Genomic DNA, 19779 nt, shown 5'->3' with positions numbered 1-19779 from the left:
AGAATGTTGCTAAGTCTTGCCATTTGGCTGCCTGTCGTCTTCGGCGGCCTGCTGCTTGTGATGGGTCGCGACGAGAACGCGGGCGCGGTGCGCTGGCTCGCGCTGGTGGCCTCCATCATCTGCTTCCTCGTCACGCTGCCCCTGATCACGGGTTTCAATGACGCCACCGCCGCGATGCAATTCGTCGAGAAGGCGGACTGGATCGAACGCTTCAACATCCACTACCACCTGGGTGTGGATGGCATCTCGATGTGGTTCGTGCCGCTGACCGCCTTCATCACCATCATCGTGGTGCTGTCGGCCTGGGAAGTGATCGAGACCCGCGTGCACCAGTACTACGGCGCCTTCCTGATCCTGTCCGGCCTGATGGTCGGCGTGTTCAGCGCCCTGGACGGCATGCTGTTCTACGTGTTCTTCGAGGCCACGCTGATCCCGATGTACATCATCATCGGCGTGTGGGGCGGTCCGCGTCGTGTGTACGCCGCGTTCAAGTTCTTCCTCTACACACTGGCCGGTTCGCTGCTGATGCTGATTGCGCTGCTGTACCTGTACAACAAGTCGGGCAGCTTCGACATCCTCACCTGGCACCAGCTGCCGCTGCCGCTGTCGGCCCAGACCTTGCTGTTCTTCGCCTTCTTTGCGGCCTTCGCGGTGAAGGTGCCGATGTGGCCGGTGCACACCTGGTTGCCGGATGCTCACGTGGAGGCGCCGACGGCTGGTTCCGTGGTGCTGGCGGCGATCATGCTGAAGCTGGGTGCCTACGGCTTCCTGCGTTTCTCCATGCCCATCGCCCCGGATGCTGCGCGTGAATACGCCTGGGTGATTGTGGCCATGTCGCTGATCGCGGTGATCTACATCGGCCTGGTGGCCATGGTCCAGCGCGACATGAAGAAGCTGGTGGCCTATTCGTCGGTCGCCCACATGGGCTTCGTGACCCTGGGCTTCTTCATGTTCAATGAGCTGGGTGTCTCCGGCGCCATCGTGCAGATGATTGCCCACGGCTTCGTGTCGGGCGCGATGTTCCTGTGCATCGGCGTGCTGTATGACCGTGTGCACTCGCGTGAAATCGCCGACTACGGCGGCGTGGTCAACACCATGCCCAAGTTCGCGGCCTTCGCGGTGCTGTTCGGCATGGCCAATTGCGGCCTGCCCGCGACCGCCGGTTTCGTCGGTGAGTGGATGGTCATCCTGGGTGCCGTGCAGTTCAACTTCTGGATCGGCCTGCTGGCGGCCACCGCACTGATCTTCGGTGCCGCCTACACGCTGTGGATGATCAAGCGCGTGTACTTCGGCCCCGTGGCCAACGACAACGTGAAGTCGCTGACCGACATCAATGGCCGCGAGTTCCTGATGCTGGCCATCCTGGCGGCGGCTGTGCTGTGGATGGGCGTGTATCCCAAGCCCTTCACGGATGTGATGCACCAATCCGTCACCGAGCTGCTCAAGCACGTCGCGGTGTCCAAGATCCAATAAGGGCCCACCACAATGAATGAGATGAACTGGGTCGCTGCCTACCCCGAAATCCTGCTGCTGGTGCTGGCCTGCGTGGTCGCGCTGGTGGATCTGTTTGTGACCGATCCGCGTCGCACGCCCACCTACTGGCTGACGCAGCTCAGCCTGGCGGTGGTCGCGGCCATGCACTTTGCGGCCATGGGCGATTCGCCCGCCGTGGCCATGCAGGGCATGATGATCGTGGACCCGCTGAGCCATCTGCTCTCTGGCGTCTCGGCCATCGCGCTGATCGTCACGCTGGTCTATGCCCGTCCCTACACCGAGTCGCGCGACATGCTCAAGGGCGAGCTGTTCACCCTGAGCATGCTGTCGCTGCTGGGCGTGGGCGTGATGGTGGCCGCCAACAACTTCCTCATGGTCTATCTGGGCCTGGAGTTGATGAGCCTGTCGCTGTATGCGCTGACCGCGCTGCGCCGCGACCACACCGTCTCCACCGAAGCCGCGATGAAGTACTTCGTGCTGGGTGCGCTGGCCTCGGGCTTCCTGCTCTACGGTCTGTCGATGATGTATGGCGCCACTGGTTCGCTGTCCATCCCCCGCGTGTTCGAGGTGGTGGGTGCCGGCATCCCCAACAAGGCGGTGCTGATCCTGGGTGTGGTGTTCGTCGTTGCGGGCCTGGGCTTCAAGCTGGGTGCGGCTCCCTTCCACATGTGGGTGCCTGACGTGTACCAGGGCGCTCCCACGGCCGCCACGCTGATGATCGGCGCGGCGCCCAAGCTGGCCGCCTTCGGCATCACGCTGCGTCTGCTGGTGGGCGGCATGCTGGGCCTGGCCACTGACTGGCAGCAGATGCTGTTGGTGATGGCCGTGGCCTCGCTGGTGGTGGGCAACCTGGCCGCCATTGCGCAGACCAACCTCAAGCGCATGCTGGCCTACTCGACCATTGCGCAGATGGGCTTTGTGGTCCTGGGCCTGGCCTCGGGCGTGGTGAACGGTTCCACTGACCATGCGCTGAATGCCTACAGCTCGGCCATGTTCTACACCATCACCTACGTGCTGACCACGCTGGGCAGCTTCGGCCTGGTGATGCTGCTGGCGCGTCAGGGCTTCGAGTCCGAGAACATCAGTGACCTGTCCGGCCTGTACAAGCGCAGCCCCTGGTATGCGCTGGTCATGGCCATCTACATGTTCTCGCTGGCCGGCATCCCGCCGACCGCCGGTTTCTACGGCAAGCTGGCCGTGCTGCAGGCCATGGTGTCGACCGGTTCCGAGCTCTACATCTGGCTGGCGGTGATCGCTGTGCTGCTGTCGCTGGTGGGGGCCTTCTATTACCTGCGCGTGGTGAAGGTGATGTTCTTCGACGAACCCACCGACCGCTCGGGCCTGACCGCGCCGACGGATGCGCGCCTGGTGATGTCGCTCAACGGCATCGCGGTGCTGGCGCTGGGCCTGCTGCCGGGTGGCCTGCTGACGCTGTGCAACCAGGCGCTTACCCGCGCATTGGCACACGCCTGATCGGCCGCTGGCATCGTTGTTGAATCAGCACTGAAATAGGGCAGGGTAGTTACCGCATGGAGCAAAGCGCTTCGGTCTGGACCGTCTTGTTGGTCGCGCTGGTCGCGGCCAACCTCCCTTACCTCAGTTCCCGCATCCTGCTGGTAGGCCCTCGGCGTGAGCCGAAGGCCGCGGGCTGGACCCTGCTGGAACTGTTCTTGCTGTCATTGCTGACGCTGGCCATCGGTTTCCTGCTGGAATACCGGCTCGGCCAGCGCGCGCCCCAGGGCTGGGAGTTCTACGCTGCCGCCCTGGCGCTGTTCATCACCCTGGGCTTTCCGGGCTTTGTGTGGCGTTACCTGCGCCGCTCCCGGACCCGCGTACGAGAGTTCGATGACGACGACAGCTGACGATCCGTCCGGCACCCACCCCGACACCAGCCAGGGCATCACGCCCACGGCGGATGCCGACCCCCATCTCCGCGAATTGCCGCTCGACTCCCAATGGGTGTTGCGCGGCAATTTTCTTCAGGTCCGCCGCGATCACGTCCGATTGCCGAACGGGCGTGAGGCCACCCGCGAATACATCACCCATCCCGGTGCGGCCGTGATCGTCCCCATCCTGGAGGATGGCCGTTTGCTGCTGGAGCGGCAGTATCGGTATCCGATGGGGCGTGTGATGCTGGAGTTTCCGGCCGGCAAGCTAGACCCGGACGAACCGCCCTTGACCTGTGCCCGGCGCGAACTGCTGGAAGAGACCGGTTACCGTGCCACGGAGTGGGCTTACGCGGGTGTGATGCACAACGCCATTGCCTACTCCACCGAACGCATCGAGATCTTCTTTGCACGCGGCCTGGTGGCCGGCGAGCGAAAGCTGGACGACGGTGAGTTCCTGGATGTCGTGGCTCACACGCAGGACGAACTGGACCAGATGGTGCTCAACGGTGAACTGACCGACGCCAAGACACTGAGCTGCCTGCTCTGGCTGGCTCGCTGGCGCGCCGGTGCATGGCCGTTGGCCTGGACAACCGCAGGCTGAAGCCGGAAGGGCTGGCATTTCCACCATGTTGGTACTGAATCTGGCCTGCGAGGCGGGGCACGGTTTTGAGGGCTGGTTCGGCTCGGCCGCGGATTTTGAATCGCAACAGCAGCGCGGCTTGTTGAGCTGCCCGCTGTGCAACAGCGCACAGGTGCGGCGCATGCCGAGCGCCCCGCGCCTGAACCTGTCCGCGGCTGCGGAGCCGGTGGCGCCAGCCGCTGCGCCTGCACCCGCCATGTCGGGGGGCGAGGGAAGCGGCGGCGTCGGTGCTGCCGCTTTGCCTGTGGCGCTGCAACGACAGGTGATGCAGGCCGTGCGGCACCTGATGGCCAACACCGAGGATGTCGGCGACCGCTTTGCCGAAGAGGCGCGCCGCATCCATTACGGTGAAACCGAGGCCCGCGGTATTCGTGGCCAGGCCACACCGGATGAAGCCAGTGCGCTGGCCGAAGAAGGCATTGAAGTTGTGGCGCTGCCCGTGCCCGACGGGCTCAAGGATCCTCTGCAATAGGCGGTCTGCCGCTTCACTGGCCCAACTCCTTGGGCACCTCCGGCCGCAACGCCAGTCGCAACTCCTTCCGCGATTGGTTCCGCGATTCCTTCAGCGATTCCGGCCGCACCATGGGCCTCATCGCCGCCGCACGTCGATCGTCCGCCGGTCCTTTCGAGGGCCCGTGCGCGCCCGTGCGTCCGTGTGGGACTGTCCGTTCAGCTTCCCTCCAAAGGGGGCCCGCGTCTCCCCTGTGGGTGTGACGATCATCACGGGCCCAGACTGGCGTTAAGCTAGCGCGCCTTTCGCACGGCCCCGGAATTTCAGACCGAGGCTCGCACGTCCATCCGTCGGTGGGCGTGTGCTGGTGCGCAGCGGCACTCCCTGTTTGCTTGTTCACCTGCCAGCTTTTCCCCCCGCCAGCTTTTTTGCCGGAGCCTGCTTCATGTCGCGTCTGTCGCTGATTGCCCTTGCCACTCTTGCCCTGCTGACCGCGTGCGGCAAACCCGCACCGGACGCCAACGGCGCCAAGGCGGGTTCCGACGTCAAGGCCGTGGCGGCGACCCATGCGCCCAGCCTGATCCTGGCGCCCGAGGATGTGCAGACCCTGGGCGTGGGTGAATATGCCAGCGGCCCGGTGGTCACCGGCTCCATCCAGCCGGAGCGCCGGGCTGACCTGCGGGCCGAACTGCAGGCCGTGGTGCTGGCGGTCTACAAGGAAAACGGCGAGTCGGTGAAACGCGGTGACCTGCTGGCCCGTCTGGACGACACCGCCATCCGCGACAGCGTGCAGTCCGCCGATGAGGCGGTGCGCGCCTCGTCGCAGAGCTTCGAACAAGCCGAGCGCCAGTTCCAGCGGCTCAAGACGCTGCAGGCGCAGGGCATGAGTTCCATCCAGGCGATGGAAGATGCCGAGATTCGCCGCAACAACGCCCAGAGTGACCTGGTGGCGGCCAAGGCCCGCCAGGCCACCGCGCGCCAGCAGCAGCAACGCACGGAGATCCGTGCCCCGTTCGACGGTGTGGTGAGCGACCGCAAGGCCTCGCCCGGCGACTCCGCCCAACTGGGCAAGGAACTGATCAAGGTCATGGACCCCGGCAGCATGCGCTTCGAGGGCCTGGTCTCTGCCGACCGCATGTCCGAACTGAAGCTGGGCCAGACCGTGTATTTCAAGGTCAACGGCTACCCGCAGGTGGACTTCCAGGGCAAGGTGCGCCGCATCGCCCAGGCCGCCAACGCCAACACCCGCCAAGTGGAAGTACTGGTGGACTTTGCCGGAGCCCAGCAGCCTGGCGTGGCAGGCCTGTACGCCGAAGGCCGAGTGCAGACCACCAGCGTCTCGGCGCTGATGGTGGCCGATGGTGCCCTGGTGAAGGAAGGCGACCGCAGCTATGTCTGGCGCATCGACAGCGGCGCGATCAACAAGATCGAGGTCCGGCTGGGTGCGCGGGATGACCGCCAGGGCCTGTATGTGGTGGCGGCCGGCCTGAAGCCGAACGACCGCATCCTGCGCCATCCCAACAGCACGCTGCAGAACGGACAGAAGGTGGACTTCACCCGTGCGCCCAAGCCGGCACCGGCAGCGTCCACGCCCAAGCCCTCGACCATGACCTCGTCGGCACGGGACAGGATGGACCGGGCGGACGGGATGGACATCACGTCCCCAACGGAGGCGGCTTGTGCAGCGGCCACTGAAGACGACGCGGATGGCGCCGGAATGGGCGCTCCTGCACGGCATTCGATGTTCCGGGCCGCCTGACCCGAGCGGAGGCAGACATGTTCCTCTCCAATTTTTCGGTCAAGAAGCCGATCGCCATGATCGTGGTGATCATCATGCTGATGTGCATGGGCCTGCTGGCCCTGTCCAAGCTGCGGGTCAACCAGATTCCGGATGTGCAGGAACCGGTGATGGTGGTGGGCATCACCTATCCCGGGGCGTCGCCTGAAACCGTCGAGCGCGAGGTGATCAACCGCATCGAGAAATCGATGCAGAGCATCCCCGGCGTGACCGAGGTGCGGGCCACGGCCAGTGAAGGTTATGCGCAGTTCATCCTGATCTACGCCTTCAACAAGAACATGACCGAGGCGGCGGACGAGATCCGCAACTCGATCGCGGCGGTGCGCCACAAGCTGCCCATCGAAATGCGCGAGCCGGTGCTGCAGCGCTACGACCCCTCGGCCGAGCCGGTGATGCAGCTGGCCCTGTCCTCCAGCGCCGAGACCCACGCCGAGATCTCGCGCCTGGCGGAAGACCAGCTCGCGGATCGCTTTCGTGGGCTGCCCGGTGTGTCCACCGTGACTGTCACCGGCTCGCTCAAGCGTGAGCTGTCGGTGCTGCTCAGCGCCCAGAAGCTGCGCGAGTTCAATGTCTCCGTGACCGAAGTCGTTGATGCGCTGCGCATGCAGAACACCACGGCGCCGGTGGGCAAGGTGAAGGGGTCGATGGAGGACCAGAGCATTCGGCTGCTGGGGCGTATCGAGTCGCCGACGGACTTCACCCAGATCGTGGTCAAGCGCACCGGCGGGGAGCTGATCCGCCTGGGCCAGGTGGCCACCGTGCAGGACGGTTTTGCCGAACAGACGGGCCTGTCCGTGCGCAATGGGCATCCCAACGTGGGGCTGGCGGTGTCGCGCTCGCGGGATGCATCGACGGTCTCCGTGGCCAACGACACCCGCAAGCTGGTCGATGAGATCAACAAGACCCTCAAGCCCGGCACCAAACTGGAAGTGACGCAGGACGGCGGCAAGGACGCGCAGGACAGCCTCAACAACGTCATCCATGCACTGGTGTTCGGTGCGGGCCTGACGGTGCTGGTGGTGTATGTGTTTCTGAACTCCTGGCGCTCCACGCTGATTACCGCGCTGTCGCTGCCCACCTCGGTCATTGCCGCCTTCATCGCGGTGTGGCTGTGCGGCTTCACGCTCAATTTCATGAGCCTGCTGGGCCTGTCGCTGGCCATCGGCGTGCTCATCGATGACGCGATCGTGGTGCGGGAGAACATCGTGCGCCACATGGAGCGGGGGGCGGACCGTCGCACGGCGGCGCTCAACGGCACAGCAGAAATCGGCCTGGCCGTGGCGGCCACCACCTTCTCCATCGTGGCGGTGTTTGTGCCTGTGGCCTTCATGCCGGGCGTGTCCGGTGAATGGTTCCGGCCCTTCGGCCTGACGGTGGTGGCCTCGGTGCTGGTGTCCTTGTTCATCTCCTTCACGCTGGACCCCATGCTGTCGGCGTTCTGGGGCGACCCACCCGGCTATCACGACAAGCCCAAGACAGGCATCTCGCTGAAACTGGAGCGTTTCAACCATTGGTTTGACCTGCAGGCGGACCGCTACGGCCATGTCATCGCCTGGGCCTTGCACCACCGTCGCTGGATGGCCTTCTTTGCGGTGCTGAGCTTTGTGCTGGCCATTGCGCTGCAGGTGTTCTTTGGCGGCAGCAGCTTCCTGCCCAAGACCGACTCCGGCACCATTGCCGTGGACGTGCGCACCCCCGCCAGTTCCAGCCTGGAGTATTCGCGGCTCAAGCTGGCGGCGGCGGCCGCGCTGGCCCGGGAGCTTCCCGAGACCAAGGCGACCAATGAGACGGTGAATGTCAGTGGTGGCCGCATCTATGTCGATCTGGGCAAAAGCACGGAGCGTCACCGCTCGGCGGCCGAGATCGCGTCGGACCTGCGCTCGCGGGTCGCGCGGCTGGTGGGGGCCGAGTATGTGGTGCTGGACGACCTGAACAACGGGGCCCAGAAACCAGTGCAGATCCGTTTCTCGGGTGCGGATTCACGCAAGCTGATGGAGCTGACCACCGACTTCATGGAAAAACTGCGCAAGGTACCGGGCGCGGTGGATGTTGGCCTCTCCGAGCAGGACCCGCAGGACGAACTGCAGATCGAACTCAACCGTGGCCTGGCCAATTCGCTGGGTATCTCGGTGGGTGATGCGGCCAGTGCGCTGCGGGTGGCTTTTGCCGGCGTGGAAGTGGGCGACTGGATCGACCCCAGCGGGGAGACGCGGGACGTGGCGGTGCGCCTGGCACCGGAAGACCGCGTGGATGCCTCCAACATCGAACGTCTGCCGATCTCGGTGACAGGCACCGGGGTGATGGTGCCGCTGGAGCAGATCGCCAAGGTCACCATGGGCAAGGGGCCGTCCAAGATCCAGCATGCGGACAGCAAGCGGATGATCGCGGTCTCGGCCAATGCACATGGCCGCTCCCCCGGCGAAGTGACCGCGGACGCCCTCAAGCTGGCCAAGTCGATCAACTTCCCGCCGGGTTACGGCATCGCCCTTGCGGGTGATGCCAAGAGCCAGCAGGAGGTGTTCGGGGCCATGGTGGTGGCGCTGTTCTCCGGCATCGGCCTGATGTATCTGATCCTGGTGATGCAGTTTGGCAGTTTCACGGCGCCGCTGGGCGTGATGCTGTCCCTGCCGCTGTCACTGATCGGTGTGGTGGTGGCCTTGCTGATGACCGGGGGAGGGCTCAACCTGATGAGCATCATTGGCATCATCATGCTGGCGGGCCTGGTGGCCAAGAATGCCATTTTGCTGCTGGATGCTGCGCGCCACGAGGAATCCCAGGGCGTACCGCGCGAGGAGGCGCTGATGCATGCGGGCCGCAAGCGCTTCCGCCCCATCCTGATGACCACCCTGGCGCTGATCGCCGGCATGTTGCCGGTGGCCATCGGCGTGGGGGAGGGCGGTGAGTTCTATCGGCCGATGGCCGTGGCCATCATTGGCGGAACCATCACGTCCACCTTCCTGACGCTGCTGATGGTGCCTTGCTTCTACGACAGCATCGAGCTGTTCTTCGACGAGTCCGGCCGGCGGGTGCGCAAGGTGCGGGCCCCGAAGGCGGACGCTGTCTTGCAGGATGGCCCCGCCTCGCTGGGGCAGCCTCGGCCGGGCGCTGGCGACGATTGAATGAGCGGGAGGCCCTGAGGCCTTGGCGCCTCAGACCACCCGGTTCGGGTTCAGCAGGCCCAGCGGGTCCAGCGCCTGCTTGATCTGGCGCATCAGCTGCAAGGCCACCGGGCTCTTGCGCTGTGCCAGTTCATCTCGCTTGAGCTGGCCGATGCCGTGCTCCGCGGATATGGAGCCGCCATGGGTGCCCACCTGGTCATAGACCAGCGCATTGACGGCATGTTCGTGCTCACGCAGGAATTCCGCCGGCGCCACGCCCGGTGGCGCCTGCAGGTTGTAATGCAGGTTGCCGTCGCCCAGGTGGCCGAAGTTCACCAGGCCGGCGCCCGGGAACTGCCGGGCCAGCAAGGCGTCGCAACTGGCCACGAAGCCGGGGATGCGCGACACCGGCAAGGCGATGTCGTGCTTGATGTTCAGCCCTTGCTCGCTCTGTGCCAGTGGAATGGACTCCCGCAGGTGCCACATCGCCTGGCTTTGGGCCAGCGTCTCGGCTACCGCCGCGTCGTTGATCAGGCCGCGTTCCAGCGCCTGTTCCAGGACGCTTTCGAACTGCTCACGCGCATGGGCCTCGCCCTCGCTGTCCGACAGCTCCAGCAGAACGGTCCAGGGGCGCGGGCCCAGTGGCTGGGGCAACTGCGGGAAGTGCCGCGCCACCAGTGCCAGCGAGAGTGCATTCATCACCTCGAAACCGGTCAGGGCCGCGCCGCAGCGTGACTGGGTGAGGTTGAGCAGATCCACGGCGTCCTGCAGCGAATCACAGGCCGCTAGTGCGGTCATGCGGGCGCGCGGCTGCGGATAGAGTTTCAGCGTGGCTGCCGTGATCACGCCCAGCGTGCCTTCGGCGCCGATGAACAGGTCGCGCAGGTCGTAGCCGGTGTTGTCCTTGCGCAGGCCGGAAAGGCCGTCCCAGATCTCGCCTTCGGCCGTGACCACCTCCAGGCCCAGGCACAACTCGCGGGCGTTGCCGTAACGCAGGACCTGGGTGCCGCCGGCATTGGTCGAGAGGTTGCCGCCGATGGTGCAACTGCCTTCGGCGGCCAGGCTCAGCGGAAACAGCAGGCCGGCTTGCTGCGCCGCCTCCTGCACCTGCTGCAGGATGCAGCCCGCCTCCACCGTGATGGTGTGGTTGGCGGCGTCCAGCCGGCGCACTTGCTGCAGGCGCCGCAGGCTCAGCAGCAACTGGGTACCGGAGGGGTCCGGCACCCCACCGCCCACCAGTCCGGTATTGCCGCCCTGGGGTACCAATGAAATGCGGTGCTCACGCGCCAGGCGCACCACGGCGGCCACCTGGGCGGTGTCGGCGGGCCGCAGGATGGCCAGGGCCCGGCCGTTGTAGCGCTTGCGCCAGTCCTGATGGTAGCCGGCCAGGTCCTGGGGCGGCAGGGCACCGGGCAGCAGCACATGCTCGCTGCCGAGTAGTTCACGCAGGGAATCGATGACGGTGCTGCTCAAGGAAGACTCCTTCTGGCGTCGCCCAGGCGCTGCCGGACGTGCAGGGCGCAGGCCACGAAGATGACCACGGACAGCAGCACCTCGGCCGAGGCCAGTGCGGCCCCCAGGCCTGGCTCGGACGTGGCTCTCACCAATCCTTCGGTGGCATACAGCCACACGAACAGGCTGAGCGCCCGGAAGGTGTAGAGCCGATACCGCCACAGGCCGGGCAGCGCCAGCAGCAGCGGCAGGGCCTTGATGGCCAGCGTGCCGCGGCCCACCGGCACCAGCCACAGTTCCCAGGCGGCACACAGCAGTGCCAGGGCCACGGTGCTGGCCCATGCGAGGGATCGGCTGGTGCGTTCCGCCGCCGTGGGTTGGGTGCGCAGCGAACCGCTGGTGACCTGAGGCGCTTCCAAACTTGACATGGCTGGCATCATAGCCAGCATGAACATCAGGATGCGTGTGGCGGACCAGGGGTGGCGAGAGGGGCTTCGGGAGGTGTGGCAGGGTTTGCTGCGCTGGCCCTGGCTGGATACGGTGCGGGTGTTTTTCCAGCGCTACCGGGAGGAGCGTCTGGGCGTGACCGCTGGCAGCCTGACCTTCACCACGCTGATCTCGCTGGTGCCGCTGCTGACGGTGGCGCTGGCGCTGTTCACTGCCTTCCCCATGTTCTCGGCCTTTCAGGGGGCGCTGGAGAAATATTTCCTCAAGTCACTGGTGCCTGACAATATTGCGCGGCCGGTGTTGGGCTCGCTGACCCAGTTTGCAGCCAAGGCCAACCGGCTCGGCGCGGTGGGTCTGGTGGTGCTGGCGGTCACGGCGCTGTCCCTGATGCTGACCATCGACCGCACGCTCAACCAGATCTGGCGGGTGCAGCGGCCCCGGCCCATTGCACAGCGGGTGCTGGTGTACTGGGCGGCCCTGACGCTCGGTCCGTTGCTGCTGGGCGGCAGCCTGACCTTGACCAGCTACCTCATCACCAGCGGCAAGGACCTGGTCAATGCCATGCCACGCGGGTTTGTGGTGCTGTTATCCAGCCTGGACCTGCTGGTGCTGTGGGCGGCCATTGCGGCGCTGTTCCATTACGTGCCCAACACCGATGTGCGTTGGCGCCATGCCTTGATGGGGGCAGGTTTTGTGGCGATCGCCTTCCACCTGGCCAAGCAGGCACTGGCCTGGTATGTGAAGCAGGTGCCGACCTATTCCACGCTGTATGGCGCCTTTGCGACCGTGCCCATCTTCCTGATCTGGATCTATGTGGGCTGGTCCATCGTGCTGCTGGGCGCCATCCTGGCGGCCAATGCACCGGCGTTGGCAGGTGGGGTCAGCGTGCGACGCCCGACGCCCGGCATGCAGTTGGAGCTTGCTCTGGACATCCTGCGGGAGCTGGATGGTGCGCGGGCAGCGGGTGAACCTGGGCTGACCATGCTCGCCTTGTCCCAGCGCTTATGTGTGGACCCGTTGCAGCTGGAGCCGGTCGTCGACCAGTTGCAGGACCTGGACTGGCTGGGGCGGCTGGAGGAGGACGGGGCCCAGCGGCTGGTACTGCTGTGCGACCCGTCGGCCACACGTGCCGAGCCGTTGGTGCGCACGCTGCTGTTGCCTCACAACGAGAGCCTGGGGGCGTTGTGGGCCGGGGCAGGGTGGGACCGGTTGATGTTGCGCGCCGTGATGGTGAAGTGAGATGGCCCGACCCAGGGATGAGCGCCTTCGCAAGCGATAACGTCTTCAGCAGTGATCAGGGCCTGCGTTGATGGGCCCGCATGACGCCGTCAGACGCGTCGTGCAGACGGCCACCAGTTAGACGCGCCATGCAGCAGCCATCACTTGAACAGCTTCAGCGCCAGGGCGCTGCCCAGCAGGGCCAGCGCCACCAGCACCAGCATCATCCGGACCCACCGGACGCGGAACGAACTGGTGGGAGCGCCAGAGCTGATACGCGCGACGCCACGTGGCTTTCCGTGTGCACGCAAAGGCGAGGTCTCGGACGGCCGCTGCACGTCGATGTAAGGAACATCAAGGCCATCCCGCACGCGCTGCTCCGCCACGCGCAGGCGCGCGGAGCCTTCAAGCATCGACAGGCGTTGCAACTGGTCTTCCGGAGCGGGCCGGATGTTCATCGGGGACCCGGACGGGGCCTGGGGATCTTTGACTTGCTGGGGTGAGCGTTGGTGCACAATAGAACTACCTGAAACGCTCCCTCTCTCTTGGTGACGATTGTGACTGGTTGCCGAGGGGAAAACGGTAACGGGTCGCATCCGGGACGATTTTTAGTTGGAGCGGCTTCGCAAGGTGGGTGTCGTGCCACGGCTCCGATCAACGACAGCAGCCACCAGTCGGTCCACGCAGGCGGAAGATCTGGCGGGCCCCATCCGCGAAGGTGAGAAGAAGCTCGCCATGCTGACGGCCTATCGCGCAGAACTAGAGGCGTTACGCAAGCGTCCCGGGAATGATGTTGATGCCTTGATCAAGGTGACCCATGAGCTTGCAGCCGTTCAAAGCGAGCTGGAAGAGGCGAATGGCAAACAAGCCCAACGGGTGCAGCGGGTGGAGACAGAGATCCTCAACATCTCCATCCAGTCCGACCGCAGCAAGTCGTTCTGGCGGCCCATCGCGCTCGCCATGTCGAATTTTGGCGGCAGCCTTTCGCAGGGCATTTCTTCGACGATCACCGGCTTGGCCTACCTGCTTCCCTGGGCGCTTGTTATCGGGCTGGTGATAGGGGTCAGTCGCAAGCTCTGGCGTCGACGCAAGCTTCACTGAGCATTCATCACTGAGCGTCAACATGACGCCTCACGCCAAGCCACTTTGAGAGCCTCGCTCATTTGCGACCAATTCTCATCTATAGTGCCGTTCGCAGATACCCAGCCGCCGCCCGGATCGCCGTTCGTCTCCACTTCGACCCACCGCGATGACCCCAACCAGGCTCCAACGTCTGGGCTTGTGGCTGACCCCGCTGCTGTTGAGCGCGGGTGCCCAGGCTCATTCCCCCTATCTCAAACCCAATACGTTCTCCGCTGACGAGCAGCGCAAGCATGTGACCGTCGAGGCCTCGTTCGCCGAAGGCGACCTGCGGCCCGATGTGGCGATGAAGTCCGACGGCTTCCTCGTGATCGGCCCTGATGGCAAGAGGACACCGCTGACACCCGCCGCCGTGCTGAAGGACGCGAGCTACCTGGAGGTGCCGCTGGGCGCCGGGAGCGGCACGTATCTTGTGTCATCTGGCGTGCGCAAGGGGCGCCTGGCCAAGGGCTTCCTCCGCCAGGGCAAGGTGGTGTTTGCCGAGCGACCCGAAGACAAGCAGGCTGGCGACACGCCGATCGAGGTGCAGAGCATGACCCGCGCCGATGTCTACGTCAGTCGCGGTCGCCCCACGCCGGTGGACTTCGAGACCGAAGGCGTGGAAATTCACCCGGTGACGCAGCCCTATGACCTCTACGCAGGCGAGATGGTCACCGTCCGTGTGCGCGAGAACCGCAAGCCGCTGGCCGGCGAGACGCTGACCGTCATCGCCGATGGCCAGAACTATGTGAGCCAGAAGCAGGCGGAGCAGGACTACCGCACCAATGCTGCGGGCGAAGTGAGCTTCAAGCCCAAGACCGCCGGACTCTACCTGCTGCAGGTGCGTGTGCGCCGCGCCGCGCCCGACAATCCCGCGCTGTGGCTCAGCAACACCGCGACCCTCACCATCGAAGTCCAGCCCCAGCCATGAAGACCGTTCAAACTCTCAGGCACACCCTGTTCGCGACCCTGCTGGGTCTGTCCTCACTGCCCGTGTTGGCCGCCTCGCACTCGAGCACGACCTTCATCGCCGAGCAGGATCTCAATGGGGATGGCAAGGTGTTGCTGTCGGAATTCAAGCTTGGCCGTCAGGTCGAGTTTATGCGCATCGACTTTGATGCGGATGGCGTGTTGAGCGAAGCCGAGTACCTCGGTGAATTCGAGGGGCGGCTGATGCTGCGCATCGGCAAGATCGCGGATCCGGAGAAGCGCCGCGAGGAGTTGCAGCGGCAGATGCGTCAGGCCAAGGTCCGTTTCGGCGTGCTCGATACCGACAAGGATGGTCGCATCACCCTGGAGGAGTTCCAGGCCGCCGGCCTGCGCATGTTCAAGCTGCATGACCGCAACCAGGATGGCGTGGTGGACGACACCGACGTCAAGATGGCCGAGGAAGACAGCAAGGCGGGCAAGACGGGATTTGTGTCGCCTTGAGGTGCTGCGGGGCCGCTGGGAAGCGGCCCCCGGTCAGTGACCTTTGTCCACCAAGGTCGCTTTGCAGCAGCGTGCAGAACATGGCACAGCAACAAGACGTCCAGCGACAGAACGGTTTAGCGACTGAGCAAATCCTTCGAGCGGTGTCGGGTTCGACGCGGATCATTGAGGTCATGGAAGCGGTGCTTCAAGGTTGCCACCCAGGCAACCTGACGTAGTAGCGGGTTGATCGTCCCGCCCCCATCTGCTCCACCATCCCCAGCTGCTCCAGTTCGATCAACTCACGCGAGGCGGTGGCCCGTGAAGTGCCAGCGATGCTCTCGTACTTTTTGGTGCTCATGCCGCCCTCAAATCCACCGGGCCCTGCATTGAGCAGCAGATTCATCACCTTGCGCTGACGCTCGTTCAGGACGGTGTCTCGGTGCTCCAGCCAAAAGCGGGCCTTGACCAAGGTGTCGTCGATGATCTTGGACGCGGCATTGCACGCTGCCTGCATCTGATCAACAAACCAGCACACCCAGTCGGTGACATCCAGCCCGCCATGCTGAGCCCGTTCAAGCTGGTGGTAGTAGTCATTCCGGCGGTCCAGCAGCCGCTGGGATGTTTGAAAGAGCCGGCTCGTTTCGCCGCTGTCCCGGGCGAGAACCAGGTCCACCAGTGCGCGTCCGACGCGGCCGTTGCCATCTTCAAAGGGATGGATGGTTTCAAACCACAAATGCAGTAGTGCGGCGCACACCAAAGCGTCGGGCTCTGCCGCAGTGTTGAACCAGTTCAGCAACTGCGTCATTTCCGCCGGCACTTGCGCCGATGCTGGCGCCTCGTAATGCACCAGCTCGCGTCCCTGTCGGCCACTGACGATTTGCATTGGTTCTGCGTGTTCCCGATATCCCCCGACCCGGATCTTGACCATGCCGGAGTAGCCGGTAGGAAAGAGTGCCGCCTGCCAGCCGTGGAGCCGCTCGTGGGTAAGGGCGCTCCGGCAATGAGTGACTGCGTCGTCCATGATGTCGAGCAGGCCTTCCACGTTGCGTGGCGCATTGGGGCCGTCCTGCTGGCCGACGCCGAGCCGCCTCGCCACCGAGCTGCGAACAGCCGCAAGGTCGAGCCGCTCACCCTCGATGGCAGCAGTGGCCAAGGCCTCTTGGCTCCACGCTTCCGCCGCGAGTTCGAGACGTTGCTCGAATCCAAGGACCGCCAACTGCCCTTCCACCATGCCTTGGGCCCGCCGCGCCTTGCTCAGGCTGTCCCCGACCTTTTCCCGGTCGTAGTGAAGTTGGGGCCATCCGGCTTGCTGCCAGACGTAGCGCAATTCAGCATCCATGACATCTTTGAGGCGAATAGTAGACGGAATCGCCTCATATTTTGAGTCGATTATGAAGTCTATTCGCCTCACCGCTGCTCGACAAGCCTAATCGCCTCAAATTCTGAGTCGATTGGCGGGCCTATTCGCCTCAACCTGTCGGCTGCGCCAAGATGGCTTCACGCGTGCAGCACCACCAGCATCGCCGTCGCCGCCTTCTTGCCCAGGTTGCGGATGGCATGCGCGCCGTCCACGGCGTAGCGGGCGGTCTCGCCAGGCTTGACCATCTGTCGGCTCCCGCCCGCAGAGACTTCCAGCTCGCCACTTAGCACGCTCAGGTGTTCCCGGGAACCCGGCTCATGCGCTTCGGACTCCAGCGCGCCGCCCGGCTGCACCGTCAACTCATACCACTCAAACTGCCCAGCCAGCTCGATCGGCCCCAGGATGCGCAGCCGGCACAGGCCGTCCGGACTGGCGAGCCCAGGCGTGCCGTGGGCCGCCACCAGCTCGATCGGCGGTGCGGCCGGCCGCTCGCCGCCCAGCAGTTCGGACAACTCCACCCGCAAGGCATTGGCCAGCCGCCACACTACTGCCACCGTGGGATTGGCCTGGTTTCTCTCGATTTGCGAGAGCATGGACTTGGACACCCCCGCACGGCGAGACAGTTCGTCCAGGGACAGGCCCTGGGCCTGCCGCAGGGCCTGCAAGGTGGCGCCTACGCGGGGTGGTTCCAGTTTTTCGGAGGGAATGGCGGACATGATGACCAACAGAAGCTGAAACTGAAGCAGCAGGACGGCTTACAACAGCAACGTGGCGCACGGCCCGAGCCTGCCACCACCGTCTTGACCCGCCGAAATGAATCCTTGATACTGCACGGCTGTTCGATATAACGAACGCGTTCGATTTAACGGATTGTGCCGCAGGAGCTCCCCGCATGACCACCCAGGCCCCTCAGACCCGCTCGACCAAGTCCCCTGAAGCGACCACCGAGCACTTCTATCGCCATCTGCAGACCGAGCTGCAAGGCATCCGTGAGGCTGGCCTGTTCAAGAGCGAGCGCATCATTACCAGCCCGCAAGGCGCGCTGGTGAAGACGCAGGATGGCCGTGAAGTCATCAACCTGTGCGCCAACAACTACCTGGGCCTGTCCGCCCATCCGCAGGTGCTGGAGGCGGCCCACGAGGCGCTGCGCACCCATGGCTATGGCTTGTCGTCCGTGCGGTTCATCTGTGGCACGCAGGACATCCACAAGGAACTGGAGCAACGGCTGGCCCGCTTCCTGGGCACCGAGGACACCATCCTCTACGCCGCCGCGTTCGACGCCAATGGCGGCCTGTTCGAGCCGCTGCTGGGGGAGCAGGACGCCATCGTGAGCGATGAGCTGAACCACGCTTCCATCATCGACGGCATCCGCCTGTGCAAGGCCAAGCGCTACCGCTACAAGCACAACGACATGGCGGACCTGGACCGTCAGCTGACCGAGGCCCGCCATGCGGGTGCTCGCCATGTGCTGGTGTTCACCGACGGTGTGTTCTCCATGGACGGCACCATTGCACAACTGGACCAGATTCGTGAGATCACGGACCGGCATGGCGCGCTGCTGGGCATTGATGAATGCCATGCCAGTGGCTTCATGGGCAAGACCGGCCGGGGCACGCATGAGCACCGCGGGGTGTATGGCAAGGTCGACATCATCACGGGCACGCTGGGCAAGGCCCTTGGCGGCGCCTCCGGTGGCTTCACCACTGGGCGCAAGGAAGTGATCGAGCTGCTGCGCCAGCGTTCACGGCCCTATCTGTTCTCCAACACGGTGGCGCCCAGCATCGTGGGGGCGTCGCTGGCGGTGCTGGACCTGCTGGAAGCCAGCACGGCCCTGCGGGATAAGCTGGAACTCAACACCACGTATTTCCGGGAAGCCATCCAGCAGGCCGGTTTCCAGATCAAGCCGGGCACCCATCCGATCGTGCCGATCATGGTGTTCGACGCAGTGAAGGCGCAGCAGCTCAGCGCGCGCCTGCTGGAGCTAGGTGTATATGCCGTGGGCTTCTTCTATCCGGTGGTGCCGAAGGAGCAGGCGCGGGTGCGGGTGCAGATTTCCGCCGTGCATGAGCGGGAACATCTGGAGCGTGCTGTGGCTGCGTTTGCGCAGGCGGGCCGTGAACTGGGCTTGGTGAAGTAATCAAGGCGGGGGGCGAAGGCCTTCCGTGGCAGGGTCGAGCGTGTCGGCCTTGAGTCGCAGGGCCGAGCGCATCGGCCGTCCATCGCAGGGCCGAGCGCGTCGGCCCGAGCAGTACAGAGCAGCAATGACCAAGATTTTGTTGATCGGGGCCAATGGCCAGATCGGTTCCGAACTGGCGGTGGAGCTGGCGCATCGCCATGGCAACGCCAGCGTGATCACGAGCGACGTGGCGCCGCAGGGGCGCGTGCCTTACCTGACGCACGAGATGCTGGACGTGACGGATGGGGCCGCGCTGGCTGGCGTGGTGAAGCGCCACGGCATCACCCAGATCTACCATCTGGCCGCCGCCTTGTCGGCCACAGGTGAGAAGCATCCGATGTGGGCGTGGGACCTGAACATGAAGGGTCTCCTGAACGTGCTGGAGCTGGCGCGCACGGTGAAGCTGGAACGTGTGTTCTGGCCCAGTTCGATCGCGGCGTTTGGTCCGCAGACACCGAAGGTGGGTACCCCACAGACGACGGTGATGGACCCGACGACGGTGTACGGGGTGTCGAAGCTGGCCGGTGAGGGGTGGTGCCGGTGGTACCACGCCAACCATGGCGTGGATGTGCGCAGCGTGCGGTATCCGGGGCTGATCAGCTGGAAGACCCCGCCCGGCGGCGGAACGACCGACTACGCGGTGGAGATCTTCCACGAGGCACTCAAGCATGGCCGCTACACCTGCTTCCTGCGGGAAGACCAGGCCCTGCCGATGATGTACATGCCCGATGCGCTGCGGGCCACGCTGGAGTTGATGGAGGCGCCAGCTGAGCGGATCACGGAGTGGGGGAGCTACAACCTCGCGGGCGTCAGCTTCACGCCGGAACAGATTGCGGCGTCGATTCGGCGGCACATCCCGGATTTCACCATCGACTACGCGCCAGACTTCCGGCAGCAGATCGCGGCGAGCTGGCCGCAGGCGATCGATGACTCGGTCGCTCAGCGCGATTGGGGATGGGAGCTGGCGTTTGACCTGGACAAGATGGTGGATGAGATGTTGAAGGCGTTGAAGGGTTAACGGGCGTCGTTGGAGGATTCGTTAGGGGGCTTTGTTGTGGGGCTCTGTGAAGGCCCTATCAGCGCTCTACCAAGGCCCCTTGGGGACAGCCGCACTGCGCCAGAAAGCGCCGGCCCGGTACCCTTTCCCTTCATGTCCCTCCTGCCTTGGCTCCGCCAAGTCATTCCTTCCTGATACTTTCCCTCCTGCTTCCTTCGCGCTGATGG

18 protein-coding genes are annotated in these 19779 nt (G+C 64.8%); 13 read left to right on the top strand and 5 right to left on the bottom strand.

All coding sequences use genetic code 11. The annotated features are described in order from the left end of the window. Positions 1-3 precede the first annotated feature (3 nt). The 7 genes from BMY53_RS00090 to BMY53_RS00060 all read left to right on the top strand — a co-directional run bounded on the left by BMY53_RS00090 (position 4) and on the right by BMY53_RS00060 (position 9391). Complete coding sequence (locus BMY53_RS00090; protein ID WP_092942180.1) at positions 4-1473, top strand: NADH-quinone oxidoreductase subunit M; 1470 nt, start codon at positions 4-6, stop codon at positions 1471-1473. A 12-nt stretch (positions 1474-1485) separates the two neighbouring features. After that, positions 1486-2967, top strand: coding sequence for an NADH-quinone oxidoreductase subunit NuoN (gene nuoN, locus BMY53_RS00085; RefSeq protein WP_092942177.1), 1482 nt, complete (start codon positions 1486-1488; stop codon positions 2965-2967). 56 nt (positions 2968-3023) lie between these two features. Beyond that, positions 3024-3356, top strand: a complete 333-nt coding sequence (locus tag BMY53_RS00080) for a DUF2818 family protein (RefSeq protein ID WP_092942174.1) — start codon at positions 3024-3026, stop codon at positions 3354-3356. Continuing rightward, positions 3340-3984, top strand: coding sequence for an NUDIX domain-containing protein (locus BMY53_RS00075; RefSeq protein WP_092942171.1), 645 nt, complete (start codon positions 3340-3342; stop codon positions 3982-3984). Before BMY53_RS00080 ends, BMY53_RS00075 begins: the two co-directional genes overlap by 17 nt. A 25-nt stretch (positions 3985-4009) precedes the next feature. Beyond that, on the top strand, positions 4010-4495 hold the full coding sequence (locus tag BMY53_RS00070) for a DUF1178 family protein (RefSeq protein WP_092942168.1): 486 nt from the start codon (positions 4010-4012) through the stop codon (positions 4493-4495). Between the two features lie 424 nt (positions 4496-4919). Then, complete coding sequence (locus BMY53_RS00065; protein WP_092942165.1) at positions 4920-6233, top strand: efflux RND transporter periplasmic adaptor subunit; 1314 nt, start codon at positions 4920-4922, stop codon at positions 6231-6233. Positions 6234-6250: 17 nt separating this feature from the next. Continuing rightward, on the top strand, positions 6251-9391 hold the full coding sequence (locus BMY53_RS00060) for an efflux RND transporter permease subunit (protein WP_092942162.1): 3141 nt from the start codon (positions 6251-6253) through the stop codon (positions 9389-9391). A gap of 30 nt (positions 9392-9421) precedes the next feature. Here BMY53_RS00060 and BMY53_RS00055 read toward each other — a convergent pair whose 3' ends face one another. Together BMY53_RS00055 and BMY53_RS00050 are read right to left on the bottom strand one after the other, a co-directional pair. After that, entirely contained in the window at positions 9422-10843 is a 1422-nt protein-coding gene (locus BMY53_RS00055; protein ID WP_092942159.1) for an FAD-binding oxidoreductase, read from the bottom strand. Beyond that, complete coding sequence (locus BMY53_RS00050; RefSeq protein ID WP_404947838.1) at positions 10840-11250, bottom strand: DUF2069 domain-containing protein; 411 nt, start codon at positions 11248-11250, stop codon at positions 10840-10842. Before BMY53_RS00050 ends, BMY53_RS00055 begins: the two co-directional genes overlap by 4 nt. A gap of 19 nt (positions 11251-11269) precedes the next feature. Between BMY53_RS00050 and BMY53_RS00045 the strand changes: the two genes are divergently transcribed. Next, positions 11270-12508, top strand: a complete 1239-nt coding sequence (locus BMY53_RS00045) for a YihY family inner membrane protein (protein WP_255369959.1) — start codon at positions 11270-11272, stop codon at positions 12506-12508. Between the two features lie 140 nt (positions 12509-12648). Here BMY53_RS00045 and BMY53_RS00040 read toward each other — a convergent pair whose 3' ends face one another. Beyond that, positions 12649-12945 carry a hypothetical protein gene (locus BMY53_RS00040; RefSeq protein WP_092942154.1) on the bottom strand — a complete coding sequence of 99 codons (297 nt, stop codon included), beginning with the start codon at positions 12943-12945 and terminating at the stop codon, positions 12649-12651. Positions 12946-13117: 172 nt separating this feature from the next. Between BMY53_RS00040 and BMY53_RS00035 the strand changes: the two genes are divergently transcribed. The 3 genes from BMY53_RS00035 (at position 13118) to BMY53_RS00025 (ending at position 15037) form a co-directional block, all read left to right on the top strand. Next, the gene (locus tag BMY53_RS00035; RefSeq protein ID WP_310732098.1) at positions 13118-13588 is read left to right on the top strand and encodes a DUF4349 domain-containing protein; all 471 of its coding nucleotides are present in this window, start codon (positions 13118-13120) and stop codon (positions 13586-13588) included. A gap of 148 nt (positions 13589-13736) precedes the next feature. After that, positions 13737-14537: a DUF4198 domain-containing protein gene (locus tag BMY53_RS00030; RefSeq protein ID WP_092942148.1), complete on the top strand. Its 801-nt coding sequence runs from the start codon at positions 13737-13739 to the stop codon at positions 14535-14537. Beyond that, positions 14534-15037, top strand: a complete 504-nt coding sequence (locus tag BMY53_RS00025; protein ID WP_092942145.1) for an EF-hand domain-containing protein — start codon at positions 14534-14536, stop codon at positions 15035-15037. Before BMY53_RS00030 ends, BMY53_RS00025 begins: the two co-directional genes overlap by 4 nt. 187 nt (positions 15038-15224) lie before the next feature. Here BMY53_RS00025 and BMY53_RS00020 read toward each other — a convergent pair whose 3' ends face one another. Both BMY53_RS00020 and BMY53_RS00015 read right to left on the bottom strand, forming a co-directional pair. Beyond that, complete coding sequence (locus BMY53_RS00020) at positions 15225-16358, bottom strand: Fic family protein (RefSeq protein ID WP_092942142.1); 1134 nt, start codon at positions 16356-16358, stop codon at positions 15225-15227. A gap of 158 nt (positions 16359-16516) precedes the next feature. After that, a complete protein-coding gene (locus BMY53_RS00015; RefSeq protein WP_092943659.1) occupies positions 16517-17095 on the bottom strand; it encodes a helix-turn-helix domain-containing protein in 579 nt (192 codons plus the stop codon). A gap of 176 nt (positions 17096-17271) precedes the next feature. On the opposite strand from BMY53_RS00015, the gene kbl reads away from it, so the two are divergent. Further along, on the top strand, positions 17272-18516 hold the full coding sequence (gene kbl, locus BMY53_RS00010; protein ID WP_092942139.1) for a glycine C-acetyltransferase: 1245 nt from the start codon (positions 17272-17274) through the stop codon (positions 18514-18516). A 124-nt stretch (positions 18517-18640) separates the two neighbouring features. Beyond that, positions 18641-19573: an NAD-dependent epimerase/dehydratase family protein gene (locus BMY53_RS00005; protein WP_092942136.1), complete on the top strand. Its 933-nt coding sequence runs from the start codon at positions 18641-18643 to the stop codon at positions 19571-19573. The last annotated feature ends 206 nt before the right edge of the window (positions 19574-19779 follow it).

This window comes from Roseateles sp. YR242, from assembly GCF_900109745.1.
Classification (GTDB): Bacteria; Pseudomonadota; Gammaproteobacteria; order Burkholderiales; family Burkholderiaceae_C; genus Roseateles.
Note: the sequence above shows the minus strand (reverse complement) of the source record. Positions and strands in the feature narration are given on the sequence as shown.

Coding starts and splice junctions, on each gene's coding strand:
- BMY53_RS00090 (WP_092942180.1), top strand. CDS start 4: ATGTTGCTAAGTCTTGCCATTTGGCTGCCTGTCGTCTTCGGCGGCCTG.
- nuoN (WP_092942177.1), top strand. CDS start 1,486: ATGAATGAGATGAACTGGGTCGCTGCCTACCCCGAAATCCTGCTGCTG.
- BMY53_RS00080 (WP_092942174.1), top strand. CDS start 3,024: ATGGAGCAAAGCGCTTCGGTCTGGACCGTCTTGTTGGTCGCGCTGGTC.
- BMY53_RS00075 (WP_092942171.1), top strand. CDS start 3,340: ATGACGACGACAGCTGACGATCCGTCCGGCACCCACCCCGACACCAGC.
- BMY53_RS00070 (WP_092942168.1), top strand. CDS start 4,010: ATGTTGGTACTGAATCTGGCCTGCGAGGCGGGGCACGGTTTTGAGGGC.
- BMY53_RS00065 (WP_092942165.1), top strand. CDS start 4,920: ATGTCGCGTCTGTCGCTGATTGCCCTTGCCACTCTTGCCCTGCTGACC.
- BMY53_RS00060 (WP_092942162.1), top strand. CDS start 6,251: ATGTTCCTCTCCAATTTTTCGGTCAAGAAGCCGATCGCCATGATCGTG.
- BMY53_RS00050 (WP_404947838.1), bottom strand. CDS start 11,250: ATGTCAAGTTTGGAAGCGCCTCAGGTCACCAGCGGTTCGCTGCGCACC.
- BMY53_RS00045 (WP_255369959.1), top strand. CDS start 11,270: ATGAACATCAGGATGCGTGTGGCGGACCAGGGGTGGCGAGAGGGGCTT.
- BMY53_RS00040 (WP_092942154.1), bottom strand. CDS start 12,945: ATGAACATCCGGCCCGCTCCGGAAGACCAGTTGCAACGCCTGTCGATG.
- BMY53_RS00030 (WP_092942148.1), top strand. CDS start 13,737: ATGACCCCAACCAGGCTCCAACGTCTGGGCTTGTGGCTGACCCCGCTG.
- BMY53_RS00025 (WP_092942145.1), top strand. CDS start 14,534: ATGAAGACCGTTCAAACTCTCAGGCACACCCTGTTCGCGACCCTGCTG.
- BMY53_RS00020 (WP_092942142.1), bottom strand. CDS start 16,358: ATGGATGCTGAATTGCGCTACGTCTGGCAGCAAGCCGGATGGCCCCAA.
- BMY53_RS00015 (WP_092943659.1), bottom strand. CDS start 17,095: ATGTCCGCCATTCCCTCCGAAAAACTGGAACCACCCCGCGTAGGCGCC.
- kbl (WP_092942139.1), top strand. CDS start 17,272: ATGACCACCCAGGCCCCTCAGACCCGCTCGACCAAGTCCCCTGAAGCG.
- BMY53_RS00005 (WP_092942136.1), top strand. CDS start 18,641: ATGACCAAGATTTTGTTGATCGGGGCCAATGGCCAGATCGGTTCCGAA.